19 protein-coding genes and 2 tRNA genes are annotated in these 16,138 nt (G+C 68.0%); 10 read left to right on the top strand and 11 right to left on the bottom strand.

Annotation, left to right across the window (positions count from 1 at the left end):
- Positions 1 to 125: 125 nt before the first annotated feature.
- Together ssb and FV218_RS02555 are read right to left on the bottom strand one after the other, a co-directional pair.
- A complete protein-coding gene (gene ssb, locus FV218_RS02560) occupies positions 126 to 707 on the bottom strand; it encodes a single-stranded DNA-binding protein (RefSeq protein ID WP_147708585.1) in 582 nt (193 codons plus the stop codon).
- 212 nt (positions 708 to 919) lie between these two features.
- Entirely contained in the window at positions 920 to 1,945 is a 1,026-nt protein-coding gene (locus tag FV218_RS02555) for an NADP-dependent oxidoreductase (protein WP_147708584.1), read from the bottom strand.
- A gap of 141 nt (positions 1,946 to 2,086) precedes the next feature.
- Here FV218_RS02555 and FV218_RS02550 point away from each other — a divergent pair, with 141 nt between their 5' ends.
- On the top strand, positions 2,087 to 2,479 hold the full coding sequence (locus FV218_RS02550; RefSeq protein WP_244474851.1) for a DUF4174 domain-containing protein: 393 nt from the start codon (positions 2,087 to 2,089) through the stop codon (positions 2,477 to 2,479).
- A gap of 56 nt (positions 2,480 to 2,535) precedes the next feature.
- Here FV218_RS02550 and FV218_RS02545 read toward each other — a convergent pair whose 3' ends face one another.
- The gene (locus FV218_RS02545) at positions 2,536 to 3,060 is read right to left on the bottom strand and encodes a hypothetical protein (RefSeq protein WP_147708583.1); all 525 of its coding nucleotides are present in this window, start codon (positions 3,058 to 3,060) and stop codon (positions 2,536 to 2,538) included.
- A 240-nt stretch (positions 3,061 to 3,300) separates the two neighbouring features.
- Between FV218_RS02545 and FV218_RS02540 the strand changes: the two genes are divergently transcribed.
- Positions 3,301 to 4,041: a phosphodiester glycosidase family protein gene (locus FV218_RS02540; RefSeq protein WP_147708613.1), complete on the top strand. Its 741-nt coding sequence runs from the start codon at positions 3,301 to 3,303 to the stop codon at positions 4,039 to 4,041.
- Between the two features lie 203 nt (positions 4,042 to 4,244).
- Here the strand turns inward: FV218_RS02540 and FV218_RS02535 are convergent.
- Positions 4,245 to 4,320, bottom strand: a tRNA-Lys gene (locus FV218_RS02535).
- 185 nt (positions 4,321 to 4,505) lie between these two features.
- Between FV218_RS02535 and FV218_RS02530 the strand changes: the two genes are divergently transcribed.
- Positions 4,506 to 5,504, top strand: a complete 999-nt coding sequence (locus tag FV218_RS02530) for a hypothetical protein (RefSeq protein ID WP_246684964.1) — start codon at positions 4,506 to 4,508, stop codon at positions 5,502 to 5,504.
- A gap of 7 nt (positions 5,505 to 5,511) precedes the next feature.
- Here FV218_RS02530 and tgt read toward each other — a convergent pair whose 3' ends face one another.
- Together tgt and queA are read right to left on the bottom strand one after the other, a co-directional pair.
- Complete coding sequence (gene tgt, locus FV218_RS02525) at positions 5,512 to 6,669, bottom strand: tRNA guanosine(34) transglycosylase Tgt (RefSeq protein WP_056086049.1); 1,158 nt, start codon at positions 6,667 to 6,669, stop codon at positions 5,512 to 5,514.
- A 64-nt stretch (positions 6,670 to 6,733) separates the two neighbouring features.
- Positions 6,734 to 7,819: a tRNA preQ1(34) S-adenosylmethionine ribosyltransferase-isomerase QueA gene (queA, locus tag FV218_RS02520; RefSeq protein ID WP_147708581.1), complete on the bottom strand. Its 1,086-nt coding sequence runs from the start codon at positions 7,817 to 7,819 to the stop codon at positions 6,734 to 6,736.
- A gap of 138 nt (positions 7,820 to 7,957) precedes the next feature.
- Here queA and FV218_RS02515 point away from each other — a divergent pair, with 138 nt between their 5' ends.
- The 3 genes from FV218_RS02515 to FV218_RS02505 all read left to right on the top strand — a co-directional run bounded on the left by FV218_RS02515 (position 7,958) and on the right by FV218_RS02505 (position 9,528).
- Positions 7,958 to 8,209 (top strand): hypothetical protein, encoded by a 252-nt coding sequence (locus FV218_RS02515; protein ID WP_082475919.1) that lies wholly within the window; start codon positions 7,958 to 7,960, stop codon positions 8,207 to 8,209.
- Between the two features lie 46 nt (positions 8,210 to 8,255).
- Complete coding sequence (locus FV218_RS02510) at positions 8,256 to 8,525, top strand: hypothetical protein (protein ID WP_147708580.1); 270 nt, start codon at positions 8,256 to 8,258, stop codon at positions 8,523 to 8,525.
- A 115-nt stretch (positions 8,526 to 8,640) separates the two neighbouring features.
- Positions 8,641 to 9,528, top strand: coding sequence for a cation diffusion facilitator family transporter (locus FV218_RS02505; RefSeq protein WP_147708579.1), 888 nt, complete (start codon positions 8,641 to 8,643; stop codon positions 9,526 to 9,528).
- Here the strand turns inward: FV218_RS02505 and lipB are convergent.
- Positions 9,525 to 10,262: a lipoyl(octanoyl) transferase LipB gene (gene lipB, locus FV218_RS02500; RefSeq protein WP_246684959.1), complete on the bottom strand. Its 738-nt coding sequence runs from the start codon at positions 10,260 to 10,262 to the stop codon at positions 9,525 to 9,527. The genes FV218_RS02505 and lipB overlap by 4 nt on opposite strands.
- 83 nt (positions 10,263 to 10,345) lie before the next feature.
- Here lipB and FV218_RS02495 point away from each other — a divergent pair, with 83 nt between their 5' ends.
- Together FV218_RS02495 and FV218_RS02490 are read left to right on the top strand one after the other, a co-directional pair.
- Positions 10,346 to 10,648 carry a FliM/FliN family flagellar motor switch protein gene (locus FV218_RS02495; RefSeq protein WP_056086060.1) on the top strand — a complete coding sequence of 101 codons (303 nt, stop codon included), beginning with the start codon at positions 10,346 to 10,348 and terminating at the stop codon, positions 10,646 to 10,648.
- Positions 10,649 to 10,788: 140 nt separating this feature from the next.
- A tRNA-Leu gene (locus tag FV218_RS02490) sits at positions 10,789 to 10,873 on the top strand.
- A gap of 455 nt (positions 10,874 to 11,328) precedes the next feature.
- On the opposite strand, the gene FV218_RS02485 is transcribed toward FV218_RS02490, so the two are convergent.
- Positions 11,329 to 11,637 (bottom strand): hypothetical protein, encoded by a 309-nt coding sequence (locus FV218_RS02485; protein WP_147708577.1) that lies wholly within the window; start codon positions 11,635 to 11,637, stop codon positions 11,329 to 11,331.
- Between the two features lie 298 nt (positions 11,638 to 11,935).
- Here FV218_RS02485 and FV218_RS02480 point away from each other — a divergent pair, with 298 nt between their 5' ends.
- Positions 11,936 to 12,139, top strand: a complete 204-nt coding sequence (locus tag FV218_RS02480) for a DUF3606 domain-containing protein (RefSeq protein ID WP_147708576.1) — start codon at positions 11,936 to 11,938, stop codon at positions 12,137 to 12,139.
- A gap of 7 nt (positions 12,140 to 12,146) precedes the next feature.
- Here the strand turns inward: FV218_RS02480 and FV218_RS02475 are convergent, their stop codons facing one another.
- The gene (locus tag FV218_RS02475; protein WP_147708575.1) at positions 12,147 to 12,599 is read right to left on the bottom strand and encodes a DUF488 domain-containing protein; all 453 of its coding nucleotides are present in this window, start codon (positions 12,597 to 12,599) and stop codon (positions 12,147 to 12,149) included.
- Positions 12,600 to 12,800: 201 nt separating this feature from the next.
- Here FV218_RS02475 and FV218_RS02470 point away from each other — a divergent pair, with 201 nt between their 5' ends.
- Positions 12,801 to 13,673 (top strand): GH25 family lysozyme, encoded by an 873-nt coding sequence (locus FV218_RS02470; protein WP_147708574.1) that lies wholly within the window; start codon positions 12,801 to 12,803, stop codon positions 13,671 to 13,673.
- A gap of 22 nt (positions 13,674 to 13,695) precedes the next feature.
- Here FV218_RS02470 and FV218_RS02465 read toward each other — a convergent pair whose 3' ends face one another.
- Together FV218_RS02465 and FV218_RS02455 are read right to left on the bottom strand one after the other, a co-directional pair.
- Positions 13,696 to 14,376: a hemolysin III family protein gene (locus FV218_RS02465; protein WP_147708573.1), complete on the bottom strand. Its 681-nt coding sequence runs from the start codon at positions 14,374 to 14,376 to the stop codon at positions 13,696 to 13,698.
- 572 nt (positions 14,377 to 14,948) lie between these two features.
- Positions 14,949 to 16,064 carry a COX15/CtaA family protein gene (locus FV218_RS02455; protein WP_147708571.1) on the bottom strand — a complete coding sequence of 372 codons (1,116 nt, stop codon included), beginning with the start codon at positions 16,062 to 16,064 and terminating at the stop codon, positions 14,949 to 14,951.
- Positions 16,065 to 16,138 lie beyond the last annotated feature (74 nt).

Raw genomic sequence — 16,138 nt, 5'->3', positions numbered from 1 at the left:
CGTCACCCGCGTTTCGCCCGAGCCCGTACCGTCCCACTCTGCCGGCGCTCGTTGAAACGGGCGACGCTTCGGAGGAATCGAGAAGGGCGCGACACCCTTCGGTGCCGCGCCCTATCCTGTGAAAGCTAGAACGGGATGTCGTCGTCGAGGTCGTAGTTCGGCTTCGAACCGCCACCGCCGCCGCTCGAGGGGGCCGGCCGCCGGTCGCCGCCGCCCGAAGGACGCCCGCCGCCGGAGGACCGACCGCCGCCACCTCCGCCGTACTCGCCGCCACCGCCACCGAAATCGCCGCCACGGCTGATCTGGCCGCCGCCCTCCTCGTCGGCGCCCATCTCGCCGCCGGCGCCGCCGCCTGAGCGGCCGTCCAGCAACGTGAGTTCACCACGGAAGCGCTGAAGCACCACCTCGGTGGTGTACTTCTCAACGCCGGACTGGTCGGCCCATTTGCGAGTCTGGAGTTGGCCCTCGATGTAGACCTTCGAGCCCTTGCGCAGGTACTGCTCGGCGACCCGGGCGAGGTTCTCGTTGTAGATCACCACCGCGTGCCACTCGGTCTTCTCCTTACGCTCGCCCGACATCTTGTCCTTCCAGGACTCCGATGTGGCGATACGCAGGTTGACGACGGGATCGCCGGAGGCGAGGCGCCGCGTCTCGGGATCGCGCCCGAGGTTGCCCACCAGAATCACCTTGTTCACGCTGCCGGCCATGCCGCTCTCTCCTCTCGATCGATCTCACCGCGCGCCGGGCGAAGCCCGGCCCGGTGACGGGCCGCACGCGTCGGCGTCGCCTGTCATGGGCCCAGTTGGGAGCGCCGGCAATCGTCGGCAGACGGGTTGTCCCCGAGACTCACGCGTCGTCTCGCGCGCCACGAATGTTCTATCTTTGTCCGAATTCGTCGACAAGGAGCCGCCTGGTCCGATCAAGCGATCTTCACGAGCAGCTTGCCGAAGTTGCGGCCCTTGAGCAGCCCGGCAAAGGCGGTCGGCGCGTTTTCCAGGCCTTCCACGATGTCTTCGCGGTGAACGATGGCGCCCTGGTTCAGCCAGCCGCCGACTTCGCGCAGGAACTCGGCCTCCTGGGCGGCGAAATCCCAGACGATGAAGCCCTGCAGGCGGAGACGCTTCGACAGCACCGCGCGCATGAGGAGCGGGATGCGGTCGGGGCCGGGCGGCAGGTCGGTGGCGCTGTAGCCCGATACGAGGCCACAGACCGGGATGCGCGCGAACGTGTTCAGGAGCGGCAGCACGGCGTCGAAGACCGCACCGCCGACATTCTCGAAATACACGTCGATGCCATCCGGACAGGCGGCCGCGAGGGCGTCGGGAAAGTCGTCGGCGCGGTGGTCGATGGCCGCGTCGAACCCGAGGGTGTCGATGAGGTAGGTACACTTCTCGGGTCCCCCGGCGACACCGACGGCACGAGCGCCCTTCCGCTTGGCGATCTGCCCGACGAGGGAGCCGACCGGGCCGGTGGCCGCGGCCACCACCACGGTCTCGCCGGGCTTCGGGGCACCGATGTTCAGAAGCCCCGTATAGGCGGTCATGCCCGGCATGCCGAGGACGCCGAGTGCCGTGCTGACGGGCGCCACGGCGGGGTCGAGCTTGCGCAGGCCCTCGCCGTCGGAAGTGTAGAACTCCTGCCAACCGCCGAAGCCCACCACGGTCTCGCCGACCTCGAACCCGGGATGGTTCGAAGCGATGACGTCGGCCACCGTCGCACCCACCATGGTGTCGCCGATGGCCACGGGCTCGGCGTAGGACTTCGCCGCGCTCATCCGCCCGCGCATGTAAGGGTCGAGGGAGAGGAAGCGGTTGGCGAGCAGCACTTCGCCATCACGCGGCGTCGGCACCCGGCCTTCCTCCAGGCGGAAATGGTTCTCGTTGGGCTCGCCGTGAGGGCGGGCGGCCAGGACGATACGGCGGTTCATGGGACTCGCGGTGGTCATGGTCGGGCTCCTACGGATCGGGTATGGGTCGCAGATTGGTACGCGCGTCCGAAAAGCAATTTCGGATAGAGTTCGTGGGCCGTTCCCGTGCGTTGACCCGTATCCTGGGAGGGCACGATGATACGCGGATTCTTGCTGACGATGGCGGTATTCCTGGCGGGCACCGGCGCGCGCGCCGCGGACGATCCCCTGGGGGCCCATCGTTGGGCGCATCGGGTCGTTGTGATTTCGGCGCCCGCCACTGATGATTCCCGCCTGCTGGCCCAGCGAGCCGCCCTGGCGGCCCTGCCCGACGCGCTGCGGGCACGGGACCTCGTGGTGCTGGAAGCCGTGGGTGCGGAAGCCCCGGCCCGGCGCCTGCGCGAATCCCTGAAGCTTCCGCCGGACACGTTCCGGGTGGTCCTCGTCGGCAAGGACGGCGAAGCCAAGCGTATTGCGGCTGAGCCGCTGCCGGTCGAGGCGTTGTTCTCCACCATCGACGCCATGCCCATGCGTCGAGACGAGGCGAAGCGCCGGGGTGAGATCGGGCGCTGAGACGAAAAAGGGGCCGCGCAAGGCGGCCCCCGGTGTTCATCCATGATGACGGTCGTTCAGAAGCAACGCTCCACCAACACCCGGCGGTAACCGTAAGGCGTCCAGCGCACGCGCGGGACAGTGTAGCATCCGCCGCCGTAGCCGTAATCGTACCCGCCGTACCCCACGGGTGCGTAGCCGCCGCCATAGCCGTAACCATAGCCCGGGCCGTACCCGCCGTAGAGTCCGCCCGCCGCGAGGCCGAGACCCACCCCGAGTCCGAGGCCTCCGAGCCCGTAGCCGTAGCCGCGACCGAAGCCGCGACCGCCGTAGAAACCGCCCCGGTGGCCGTAGAAGCCACCGCGATAGCCCCCGAAACCGCCCCGGTAGCCGCCGAAGCCCACGCCGCGATAGCCGCCGAATCCACCCCGGAAACCGCCTCCACCGAAGCCGCCCCGGAATCCGCCACCGCCGAAGCCGCCGCCATGGAAACCACCACCGCGGAACCCACCACCTCCGAAGCCGCCACGGGCCTCCGCCGTGGCGGGAAGCATCGCGAGCGCGCCGATCATGGCCGCCGAGGCCAGAACCACTCGTTTCATCTCACACTCTCCGAGAGATATTCGAACGTCCCCCAACGGCACATAAACGCAGCGATGCACGCAACGGTTCAGGGATCGACCGGTCTTGCCGCAAACGTGAAGGACCGGCAGGACGATGCCCGTCGACGACGGCACGCTTGAAAACCGATCCGCTTTCGGGCGAGGAAGCGCGTTCTGCCCCCATCCCTCCGCAAGGCCATCGCGATGTACGGTCTCGAAACTCAGGATGCCGCCGTCAGGATGCCGTGGTGGATCGCACCCGCCCTCGCCGCATGCCTGACCTTCGTCGGGCCGGTCCTCGCCGCTCCGGCGCCGGCGCCGTGCCGTCCGGTCCAGGCGGAAGGCGAGACCTACACGGTCTGCACCGTCGATCTGCGCCGGGACAAGGTGCGATTGTTCTGGCGCGGGGCGGACGGACAGCCCTACTCGTCGCTCTCGACCCTCGGCGACAAGCAGGGACCGTCCTTACGCTTCGCCATGAATGCCGGCATGTACGATAAGGACCAGGCGCCCGTGGGGCTCTATGTGGAGGAGGGGCGCGAACTGAAGGGCGTTTCAACCGCTAGCGGCCCGGGCAACTTCCACCTCAAACCCAACGGGGTCTTCTACGTGAAGGGCGACCGGGCCGGTGTCCTCGACACCACCCGTTACCTCCGGGTGAACCCGAAGCCGGATTTCGCAACGCAGTCGGGGCCGATGCTGGTGGTGGACGGGCATATCCACCCCAAGATCTCCAGCGACGGGCCGAGCCAGAAAATCCGCAACGGCGTCGGTGTGCGCGACGAGGGCCGCACGGCGGTCTTCGCCATTTCGGAACGCCCCGTGAGCTTCGGTGCGTTCGCGCGCCTGTTCAAGGATGACTTGAGCTGCCGCAACGCCCTGTTCCTCGACGGCAGCGTGTCGAGCCTCTACGCGCCGTCCATGAACCGCTCCGATCTCAGTCGGCCATTGGGGCCGATGGTCGGCGCCGTATCGCGCTGAAAGCCAGGCTACGCGGGGTCGCTTCCAGCCCCTCATCCGCATCACGGCCGGCCGCCGAACGGGAGCGGCGACAGCGACAGTTGCCTGCCAAGCCGGGTGGCGTGAACGTCCAAGTGTTCATGCCATTGAGGGTTCGACGAGCGGCGACGCCCGTTCCACGCCGATGGCCGGCGGCTCAAAAGATGTATCGCAAATGGAATGTGTGGTGAGCGCGTTGGGGTTCGAACCCAAGACCTACAGATTAAAAGTCCGTTGCTCTACCAGCTGAGCTACGCGCTCGCGTCCATGGCGGTGGCTCTCGAGCCTGAAACCGTCGGGAAGCGACGCCCGCAATAGGGGCTCGACGGGTGGGGGTCAACCGCGTCAAACCGGCTTCGCGTGGGACAAGCGGCCGGGATGTGATGGGCGAGGTGGCGAGGGATTGGACGGCGGGGCAATGGCGCGGGTTCGTGCGTGGGTTCGGGCTGTCCGTGGCAGCGTTCGGGCTCGGGGTGATCGGGCTCGTCGCGGTGTTCGATCCCTACGGCCTGCGCGTCGCGCCGGGTCGGGCACCGGGGCCATTGATGGATGGCAACCAGCGTTTCATGTATCCGCAGATCGCCCGCAGTGGCCTCTATGACGCGGCGGTGTTCGGCTCCTCAACGTCACGGCTCCTCGATCCCGAGCAACTCGAGCCGGTGCTCGGCGGGCGTTTCGCCAATTTCGCCATGAACGCCGCGACCCCGTTCGAGCAGGCGGCCATCGCCCGGGTGTTCCTGCGCCGCGTGAGTCCGAAATCTGTGGTGTTCGGCCTCGACGCCAACTGGTGCGCGGCCGACGCGGACACGAAGCGCCTCACCTTCCGGCCGTTCCCGGCCTGGCTCTATGCCGAGGGGACCCCGTGGGGATTCCTGCGGCAGGTCAATGGGCAGAGTCTCGCCACCGCCGCCCGGGTGGCGTTGCACCGCTGGGCGGGCCTGCCGGCGCGCCTTCGGGCGGACGGCTACGCCGTCTTCACCCCGCCCGAAGCGACCTACGACGCCAAGCGCGCCGCTACCCACATTCACGGCGGCGGCGCGGCAATGCCCGAGGCGGCCCCGGCGGATCCGCCCCTCGATCCCGTCGAGGCGCCCATGCCGGCCCTCGCTTGGCTCGACGATCTTTTGGGCGGGATGCCGCCGGAGACACGCAAGGTCGTCGCCTTCATGCCGGTTCACGTCGCAGCGCAGGGATTGCCCGGCACGTCCAAGGGGGCGCGCGAGGCCGCCTGCAAGGCGCGTGTGGCCGAGATCGGCGCCCGGCGCGGAACCAGCGTCGTGGACTTTCGCATTTCCTCGCCGGTGACGACGCGGGACACGAATTACTGGGATGCCTTGCACTACCGGCTGTCCATCGCGGCACGCATCGTCACCGCCCTGGGGACTGCCGTCGCGACGGGTGCGGACGATCCGGACGGGTTCTACCGTGTGCTGTCTCGCCCCTGAGGGCGGTTCATGCCGCGCGCTCGGCCTCGGCCCTCGCCCAGGCCTGCCGGGTCTCGTCGCAGAACTCCGCCAGGCGCCCGTGCGCGATGGCGGCGCGCATCCCGGCCATGAGGTCCTGATAGTAGGACAGATTGTTCCAGGTCAGCAGCATCATCCCCAGAATCTCGTCCGTGCGGACGAGATGGTGAAGGTAGGCGCGGCTGTAGTCCCGTGCCGCAGGGCAGGACGAGGTCTCGTCCAGCGGACGGTTGTCCTCGCCGTGGCGGGCGTTGCGCAGGTTGATCCGGCCGTGGCGGGTATAGGCGAGGCCGTGGCGTCCGGCCCGCGTCGGCATTACGCAGTCGAACATGTCGATGCCGCGCGAGACCGATCGCATGAGGTCGTCGGGAGTGCCGACACCCATGAGGTATCGGGGCTTGGCGTCCGGCAGGTGTGGCGCCACCGTCTCGATCATCGCCAGCATGACCTCTTGCGGCTCCCCGACCGCGAGGCCGCCGATGGCGTAGCCCTTGAGGTCGAGTTCCACCAAGGCACGGGCGCTCTCCGTGCGTAGCGCCGGAACATCGCCGCCCTGGACGATCCCGAACATCGCCTTACCGGGCTGCTCGCCGAACTGGATTCGGCAGCGCTCGGCCCAGCGCAGGGACAGATGCATGGCCTTCTCGATGGTCGTGTGGTCGGCGGGCAGGCGCACGCACTCGTCGAGCTGCATCTGGATGTCGGAGCCGAGCAGACCCTGGATCTCGATGGACCGCTCGGGGCTCATGTGGTGGGTCGATCCATCGACGTGCGAGCGGAAGGTGACGCCCTCCTCGTCGAGCTTCCGCAGGGCCGAGAGCGACATCACCTGGAACCCGCCGGAATCCGTGAGGATGGGGTGGGGCCAGTTCATAAAGTGATGAAGGCCGCCCAGCCGCGCCATGCGCTCGGGGCCGGGGCGCAGCATGAGGTGATAGGTGTTGCCGAGTACCACATCGGCCCCAAGGTCGCGGACCTGGCCGGGATACATCGCCTTCACGGTGGCGGCCGTACCGACGGGCATGAAGGCCGGTGTCCGGATGGTTCCGCGCGGCATGCTGATGGCGCCGGTGCGCGCGGACCCGTCGGTGGCATCCACCCGGAAGGTGAAGTCTTGCGGGAGGGTGGACGGTGACGGATCGGACATCGGCGCCCTTTAGCACCGGATCGGCCGGATGGGCAGGCGGCGCGCCGCCGCCGCGGGTGACGCCCTAACGCCCGGCCGGAAACAGCAGGCTCGAATCCCCGTACGAGTAGAACCGGTACCCGCGGGCGATCGCGTGCGCGTAGGCCGCCCGCATGGTCTCGAGCCCCGAGAACGCCGAGACCAGCATGAACAGAGTCGAGCGCGGCAGGTGAAAGTTCGTCATGAGGGCGTCGACGGATCGGATGGGTTTGCCCGGAGTGATAAAGATTTCCGTGGGGCCTGAGAACGGGTGGAGGCGTCCCTCGGCGTCGGCGGCGCTCTCGAGGAGGCGCAGGGCCGTGGTGCCCACCGCCACGATGCGCCCGCCGGACGCGCGGGTCCGGTTGAGGGCCTCCGCCGTGTCCGCCGAGAGAATGCCGATCTCCGCATGCATGCGGTGGTCGTCGGTGTCGTCGGCCTTCACGGGCAGAAAGGTGCCCGCCCCCACATGCAGGGTCACCGTGTGGCGGCGGATACCGGCGGCGTCGAGGGCGCCAAGAAGCGCCTCCGAGAAATGCAGCCCGGCCGTCGGGGCGGCCACCGCGCCGGGCTGATCGGCGTAGACGGTCTGATAGTCGGTGGCGTCCTGCGCATCGGTGGGGCGCTTGCCGGCGATGTAGGGCGGCAGCGGCAGATCACCCGTTGCGGCGATGGCCGCGTCCAGGGCCGGACCGGAGAGGTCGAAGCGCAGGGTGATCTCACCGGCGTCGCCTTTCCGCGCGATGGTCGCGTCGAGGCCGCCGAGGTTGCATGGGTCGCTCATCCCATGCCTGCCGAACACCACCCGGTCGCCGGGGGTGAGGCGCTTGGCGGGCCGGGCGAAGGCGCGCCAGGTATCGGCCGCTTCACGCAGATGGAGCATCGCCTCCATCCGCAGGCCCGGGGCCCCCGGGCGGTGGCGGATGCCGTGGAGCCGGGCCGGAATCACGCGGGTGTCGTTGAACACCAGGGCGTCGCCGGCCCGCAGGAGGCCGGGAAGGTCGCGCACCGCCCGATCGGCCAACGCTTCGCCCGGTCGCACCAGGAGAAGGCGGCCCGCGTCGCGTGGAGTCGGGGGCCGCAGGGCGATGTTCGCCTCCGGCAACTCGAAATCAAACAGATCGACGCGCATGGCGCGCCAACAGCACGGTTTACCCCGCCGGATCAATGGCCTCCGGCTTCGCGGAGCGGGAACCGCTAGGCAGCGCACCGGTTCATTCCTGCAACCCGCGCGTGAACGGGGCGGGTGCCGACAGGAGCTGATCCCCGAATGGCCTGGTACGCATTGCGCCCCCGCGATCCCGCCGATCCGCGCTGGCCCCTTCCCGACAGCCCCAGCATCACCCTGAAGGCCGACGATCCGCAAGCCGCCCGAGATAAATTCAGCGCGGCCTATCCGAGTCGCCCGTTCGGGACACCGGGTTCTCCCGTGGCCGATGCCGGCGGCTCCGGATTCCGTGACGAACCCGACGCGCTTCTCGTCGAGGCTGCCTCGGAGCCCCCGAGCCCACCGCCCGCCTGATTCTGGCGATCGATCCGGCCCTTCGGCCGCCCTGGGAGTCAACGTGATGCCAACGCCCTCCGCAAAGTCCGGCGCACCACGCCGGCGCGTCACCTTGGACCACCAGTTGCTGACCTACTGGGAGCGTGAGGCGCGGCGCCTGGATGCCCTGTCAGCTGCGGCGCGCTGGGGCTGGATCGCCCGGGGCTACGCACGCAAGGCCGAGCGTGCCCGTGCACAGGCCGCCCGCAGCGCCGGACGTGAAGCCGCACGCGACCAGCCTATCGTGACCGCTCCGCCCGAGGCCGCGAACGAGGATCGCGCGCCGAGCGCGTGAGGGCGGAGCGGCATAGCCGGGCCTCAATCGTTCAGCGGCGGGTTCAACCTTTGCCGTGGCCTTGCGCAGCCCAGGGCCGCTAAAGGCGAGGTCATCGGACCTCGGGACTCGCTTTATGGACCGCACCCAGAAAGCCGCATTGGCGAGTGCCGGCATCGGCACCCTCGTCACGGGCCTCAAGTTTGCGGCCTTCGCCCTGACGGGCAGCCTCGCGCTCTACTCGGATGCCCTCGAGAGCATCATCAACGTGGTGGCTGCGGCCTTCGCCTTCGTGGCCCTGCGGGTGGCCGCGCGCCCCGCCGATGACGACCACCCGTACGGCCACCACAAGGCCGAGTACTTTTCCGCCGTCATCGAGGGGGCGCTCATCATTGCGGCGGCGATGCTGATCCTGCGTGAGTCCTTCCACGGCATCCTCGACCCGAAGCCCCTCGACGCCCCATTCCTGGGTTTGGCCGTGAACGGGGTGGCGACGGCGATCAACGGCGTGTGGGCCGTCTACCTGCTCGGGCGCGGCAAGGCCTGGCGCTCTCCCGCCCTCGTAGCCGATGCGCGGCATGTCATGGCCGACGTGGTCACCTCGCTCGGCGTCCTCATCGGCCTCGGCCTCGTCCTCCTGACCGGAGCGGTGGTACTCGATCCCGTCATCGCCGGGCTCGTCGCCCTCAACATCCTTTGGTCGGGCTGGACCATGGTGCGCGACTCCGTGAGCGGCCTCCTCGATCGTGCGGCCCCGGCGGAGATGGTCACCCAGATTCGTGAGCTGATCTCGATCCACGGGGAGGGCGCCCTGGAGGCCCATGACGTGCGCACCCGCCACGCGGGCCAGGCCACCTTCATCGACTTTCACCTCGTGGTGCCGGGCGAGATGACCGTGCGGGACTCCCACCAGATCTGCGACCGCCTGGAAGCGGCGATCGAGGGCGCCATCGAGGGGGCTGTCGTGGTCATCCACGTGGAGCCCGGTGAGCAGGCCAAGGGGCGCGGCGTGCCGGTGGTCTAATCCTTCATTTCCGTGGTCCCGAAGATTGCCTCGAACTGCGCGCGCAGCTGCATGTCCACCTCCGGCAGGGTCACGAGGCTGCCGAGATCGACGAGGCTGGTGACGCCGTGACCGGTGATGCCGCACGGCACGATGCCGGAAAAATGGCTGAGGTCCGGTTCCACGTTAAGGCTGATGCCGTGGAAGCTGACCCAGCGTCGGACGCGGATGCCGATGGCGGCGATCTTGTCCTCGACCCCGTCGCCGTTCCCTTGCCCCTTCTCGGGTCGGCGCACCCAGACGCCGACGCGGTCTTCGCGACGCTCGCCGCGCACGTTGAAGGCCTCCAGCGTGGCGATGATCCAGGCCTCCAGGGCGGCCACGTAGGCGCGCAGGTCCGCGCGCCGCCGGTTGAGGTCGAGCATCACGTAAGCCACCCGCTGGCCGGGGCCATGATAGGTGTATTGCCCGCCCCGGCCGCTGCGATGGACGGGGAACCGTCCCGGATCGACGAGGTCGGCCGCCCGCGCCGACGTGCCGGCCGTGTAGAGCGGTGGATGCTCGAGGAGCCACACGCACTCCGGCGCTCGCCCGGCGGCGATGTCGGCGGCCCGCGTCTCCATGATGGCCACCGCCTGCGTATACGGGACGAGCCCGTCGCTGACTCGCCATTCGATGGGCGGTGAGCCCGGCGTCGCGAAAAAGTCCCCCGATGGGACGGCGAGGCGCGGGATGGGTCGGGTTTCGTTTACCAAGACTTCACCATCACGCATGGACAGTCGGCTCCGGGGATGGGTGCGGGTGTCGCGGCCGGTCCCACGGGCAAGGAACGGGTCGCGTGGCGGTTCTCGAAGACCTCAAGGTCGATCTCACGGTGGTGCTCGGGCGGCGGCACATGCCCCTGCACCTCCTGCTGCGCATGGGACGCGGCGCGGTGATCGAACTCGAATCCACCGAAACCGATATGGTCGAGATTCTGGCCAACGACCACCCGATCGCGCGCGGACAGATCGTGGTGACGGGAAACCGCATCTCCGTCGAGGTCACCGAGCTGATCCGGAAGGCCGAAGTCGTGCGCCTGCCCGGCGTCACCATCGGCGAAGGCGCAGTTCCGGTGCTCGACGGCGTCGATTTCCTCTGAACCCGCATTTTCCTCTGAACCCGCAATTTCCTCCGAACCCGCTTGTCGGCTCCAGATCCATCTGCTAGTTGCTGCGCCGCGCCAGACGAAACGGACGCCACGCCTTAACCGGCCGGCTCCGAGACGATGGTGACGACGATGCGGCCATGGCGGAATTGGTAGACGCGCTAGCTTGAGGTGCTAGTCCTGCAAGGGGTGGAGGTTCGAGTCCTCTTGGCCGCACCAACACATTTGTGTTGGTGCATGAGACTTCGGAGGTTTGGCGACGGTTCATCCGCCAACCTCGGCTTGCAGAACGAAGTTCTGTTTCTGATCGGCAGACATTGTGCTCGATGACCGTGCTTCGCGCGGGGCCTGCCGGACGTCTGAGTCAATCTCGCGCCCCGATCTCATTGGCCGAGCCCAGGTGATCACCCGCAGTAGCTCGTGCGTCCGAGCAGCGCCGGGTTCGGACAGCGTCGTGATAGCGATGACGTCCAGGTCGTAAATGCCTTTGCCGATTCCCGCTTGGACGAATGTCCTGGCGATACGGTCCAAAACGAAAAAGGCCGGAGCAGAGCTCCGACCTTGGATGTCCGACCCGGGGATCGGGCCTCTATGATGAGTCGTGCAAAACTGCAGGCGCACCCATCGAACTCACGGAAGGACCGGCTGTGACCGGGCGTTCCGCGAAAGCCTTCCTACTGGCGCGGACCCTGCGAATTGCCAGCCGCACCCATACCGACGCCGGTGTTGGAGCTGGTGCCAGTGCCGCCGCCCATGTTGCCCGCACCGCCTTCGCGGCCGGGGGGGCTGCCGACGGTGCCCGTGGTGCCGCCGGTGGCGGAGCCAGTCATGCGCTCGTCCGTCTTCTCCCCATTGCTCTTCACGCTACCGGGGTTGTTCATGTTGCCGGTGGCGCTTCCGCCTCCTGCCGCAGTCTGGGCGAAGGCGGCTCCCGTCAGCGACAGGATCATCGACGTGGCGATAGCGAATGTCTTCGTGCGCATGATGCGTTTCGTCCCTATGTTTGCGTTGGGCGGTAAACGCACCGGAACTCGTATTGGTTCGCGGACGGCAGAAATACATGCCCCCGCTTGTTGTCCTCTTTGAGAATCGCCGTTCGAGTGGGTCCTTGGTGGCGCGCGTGAGGAACCGAGCCGGAGAAGTGGGTCGATATCCGGCCCCCTCGCGCTGGATGTCAAAGCTCACTGCGTTCGAGCGCATGAGTCCTGCTCTTCTGCGAACCGTGACGTCGCGCCAAGCGTTGGTCCCGGACCGCTCGACGTTCATGACCAGGGACCACCGATGACCGGCAACCAGACGCCTGATCCGTACGCCCCCAGGACGGTGAACGTCACCGAGCCATGGACGCGAGCCTATTGGGCCCGGTACTTCGAGGTACCGGTCGAAGAGATCGAGACTGCCGTCGCGACCGTCGGTCAGGACCCCGGCGCCGTCGCGGCGCATCTCGGCAAATCCTGGCCGTCGCCGGATGGCGGCATCGTCTGATCTCCTTTCAGATCTCGGCACCGAACAGGTCGACGGTGATGAAACCCCGAGCCTCCATGCGCTCGGCGAGGACCCGACGGTGGCAGCGCGCCGGGTCGCGCTCGAAGCACATGAGGCAGGTCGGGCTGCGGACGGCGAGGTCGCACAAGGCGTCGAGGGCGAGGCTGCCATCGGCGGTGTCGAGGACCTCTTCGCAGTAGATCTTCCGCATGAGCGCGGCATCGTCCGCCCGTGCCGCCTGCCGCCCGGCTTTCGGGGTGCCGAGGGTTCGGGCGTGATCGTAGGCCAAGCCCGCCGCGTGCAAACCCGCGTTGAGCGCGTTCTTGGAGAAACCGCGCTTGCGGGAATTTGCGACGGCGCGCACGTCGGCCAGTGTACCGACGCCCGCATCCGTTAGCGCCATGGTGAAGCGCTCCGGATCGAGGCCTTCGTAGCCGATGGTGAACACAGTCTTGCGCATCCGGACTCCTGGATAAAAGGCGAACTGCAACCGAGACTTATGCTGCGGGCGCCAGTGCTGCCAATCACCTCGCCTGCGGCGTATGTGTCTACGCCGCCACGGCTTCCCGAAAACCGCCGCATTGCCGTCAAAGCTCTGTTAACCGCGCACCGGCATCCCTAGCCAATGTTGCGTGCGTGGAAAGTGATGGGCCGGGCATCGATGTCGCTGACGAACGGGACTGCCCCGACCCTCTTTCGCAACCGCAACGGCAAAGTGGGCCTCGGCGGCTGGACGGCCCGCGTAGCCGGCGCCGCGCTCGTCGCGGCCCTCGCCGCCTGCTCCGGGACGTCGACGGATTTCTACCCGACCAAGGGCGATGTGAAGCCCCATCCGGGTGTCGCCCGAGCCAAGCAGCATCCTATCCAGGGCATCGACATCTCGAAGTGGCAGGGGCCCATCGACTGGACCTCCGTGCGCGCCGCCGGCACCCAGTTCGCCTTCATCAAGGCGACCGAGGGCGGCGATCATGTCGATGAGCGGTTCCGCGCCAACTGGGACGGGGCGGCCCGCGCCGGCGTGCCGCGCGGCGCCTACCACTTCGTGTTCTGGTGCCGCTCAGCCCAGGATCAGATGGCGTGGTTCAAGAAAAACGTCCCGTCCGATCCCACCGCCCTCCCCCCGGTCCTCGACGTCGAGTGGAACGGCCATTCTCAGCTCTGCCCGAAGAAGCTGCCCAAGGCGCAGGCCCTGGCGATGATCCGCTACATGCTCGACGAGATGGAGCGTTACACGGGCAAGCGACCGATCATCTACACGGACATCACCTTCCACAAGGATGTCCTCGAGGACGAACTGCCGGATTACCCGCACTGGGTCCGCTCCACGGCGGCCGAGCCCGAACACCGCTTCGCCAAGCGCAAATGGATGCTGTGGCAGTTCACCTCCACCGGCCGGGTGCCGGGGGTGCGCGGGGACGTCGATCGCAACGCCTTCTACGGCACCACGGCCGAATGGGCGTCGTTCCTTGCCACGGACTGCGATCCGCGGGACCACTCGTCCCTTGCCGATCGTGGCCTCTGCGCCGGCAAGTAGATCGTGCTCACTTAGCGTTCGATCAGGCGCCTGCGTTGAGCACGGTGGTCAGGACCGTGCCGTAGTGGCAGGCCGTGGCCGCCAGAACGAAGGCGTGCCAGATGGCGTTCTGGTAAGGCAGGCTGCGCCAGACGTGGAATACGACGCCGAAGGAATAGAGCAGCCCCCCGGCGGCCAGGAGCCACAGGGCATCCGGCTGGAGCTGCGCAATCACCGAGTCATACGCCGCGAGCCCGCTCCAACCAAGAAGCAGGTAGAGCCCGATGGCGGCGCGGTCGAACCGGCCGGGCATCGTCAGTTTGAGGGCGATGCCGAGGCCGGCCACCAGCCACACGCCCGCAAGAAGGCTCCACGCGGTCCCGCCAGCGCCGACCAAGGCCACGAGGGGCGTGTAGGTTCCGGCGATCATGAGATAGATCAGCGCGTGGTCGGCGCGGCGCAGGAGCCATTTGCGGCGACCGACGGGCCACATGTTGTAGGTGGCCGAGACACCGAGCATCGAGACGAGAGCGGCGGCGTAGACGACGACGGCTGCCTGATCGACCGCCGCTAACGGTGCCAGTGCGGCGAGAATCACGATCGCGATGGCCCCGGCGAGACCGAGGGCGACGCCGAGGAGGTGGACGAGCCCGTCGGCCAGAATCTCCCGCCGGGTGTAGTTCCAGATCAGCCCCGCGGGGCGCCCGTCCTCTGCCAGGAACATTGCCGACTCCGAAGTGTTCCGCTCCGTCTGTTCATGGGAAAGCTACGCTTGGACCGCTCGAAGCGTTCCCGCGGAAAACTACCGAGCGTGTGTCCTCCACAGGATTGCGCACGATTGCGGCAGATCCGGACGCCGGATCAGCCCGGAAGGAGACCTGGCAGGATGTCGGGATAGCGGCTCGCGATCACGAGGGCCCAGGCGACTCCAAGCATGCTGGCAAGACCGAAGACGATGCGGCGGGTATGTCGATCGCGCGGTCGGCGCCGAGTGACGGTTTCCTGGGGCCGAGGCGATCCGGTCTCTGCAGTCCTGCTCACGTCGGTCCGGTTCGACACGGGTGTACCAAGCGTCATGCCGTCTTGATCCTTTATGGTCGTGTGGGGCGAAACGCGTGATCTCAGGCGCTGCACCGTGAACAACGTCCAGGTGCCGACTGAGTTCGCTGCGATGCAATAAACTCGCTCGTCCCAGAGATGCGGCCTGCGGACCTCGATGAAAAGGGACATCCGTCGGCGCGCGTGTGCGGCGTCACGAAGCGCGCGCCGGCCAGGATTGAAATCCGGTGCGCCGATTCAGGCCGTGCGGCCGGACAAGGTTTCGAAACCGAACGCCGGTGTCGCATCCGAACAGGTTGGCTGCACCGTCGCGCCGGGGCTGAGGCGCGCATGCACCGTGGCCATCATCAGCACCACCATGGCGAAGACCTGATGGGCGAGGCCCGCCCAGAGCGGTACGGCCAGGAGCAGGGTCGTCACCCCAAGGACGGCCTGCGCCAGGACGAGGCCGGCCACACCCGTGGCGCGCCGTGCCGTGCCGCTGCCCGGCAGCGTCCGACGGGCGTCGAACGCATGGATCACCGCCGCCGCGAAGAGCAGGTAGGCGACGAGGCGGTGATTGAGCTGCACCAGGGCATGGTTGTCGACGAAGTTCTCGATCCACGGCCGGACGGCGAACAGGTCGGCCAGGGGTGGTGCGAAGGCGCCATCCATGCCCGGCCAGGTGTTGTAGACGAGCCCGGCTTTCGAGCCGGCCACGAGACCGCCGAGGAAGATCTGCGCCAGGACCAGGACCATGATGGCGACAGCCGTGCGGGCGAGCCGGACCGGAACCGGGGAAGCGGGCACGGTGCGCAGGCCCGCGGCGAGCCAGACGAGGCCTGCGAGGATCAGGCTCGCGGTGGTGAGGTGCAGGGCGAGCTTGAGCGGTGCCACCGCCGTCATGCCGGGCTGCAGGCCGGAGGCGACCATGATCCAGCCGATGGCGCCCTGCAGGCCGCCGAGGATGCCAAGCCCGAGGAGCCCGAGACTGAGGCGACGGCTCAGGGCGCCGCGCCACCAGAACCACAGCAGCGGTAGGAAGAACGCAAGACCCACGAAGCGTCCGAGGAGCCGGTGCCCCCATTCCCAGGCGTAGATCGTCTTGAAATCGGACAGGCCCATCCCCTGGTTGAGGATGCGGTATTGCGGGGTGTCCTTGTACTTCTCGAACTCCGCCGTCCAGGCCTCGGCCGAGAGTGGGGGAACGGCGCCGGTGACGGGGCGCCACTCGGTGATGGACAGTCCGGAGCCGGTCAGACGCGTCGTGCCGCCGACGGCCACCATACAGACCACCAGGGCGGCCAGCACGTAGAGCCAGGCGCGCACGGCGCGTTGTTCGTTCTCGCGGCCGGTTGTAGTCTTGCTCGTCATCGCGCGATCCCGCCCCGCCACCCGGCGGCTGTCACCTGTGACCGGGGAGGTAAACGGGGCTCAGCGGAAGGGCA

The organism is Methylobacterium sp. WL69 (assembly GCF_008039485.1).
Lineage (GTDB): Bacteria > Pseudomonadota > Alphaproteobacteria > Rhizobiales > Beijerinckiaceae > Methylobacterium.
This window is presented reverse-complemented; position numbering and strand designations above follow the sequence as displayed.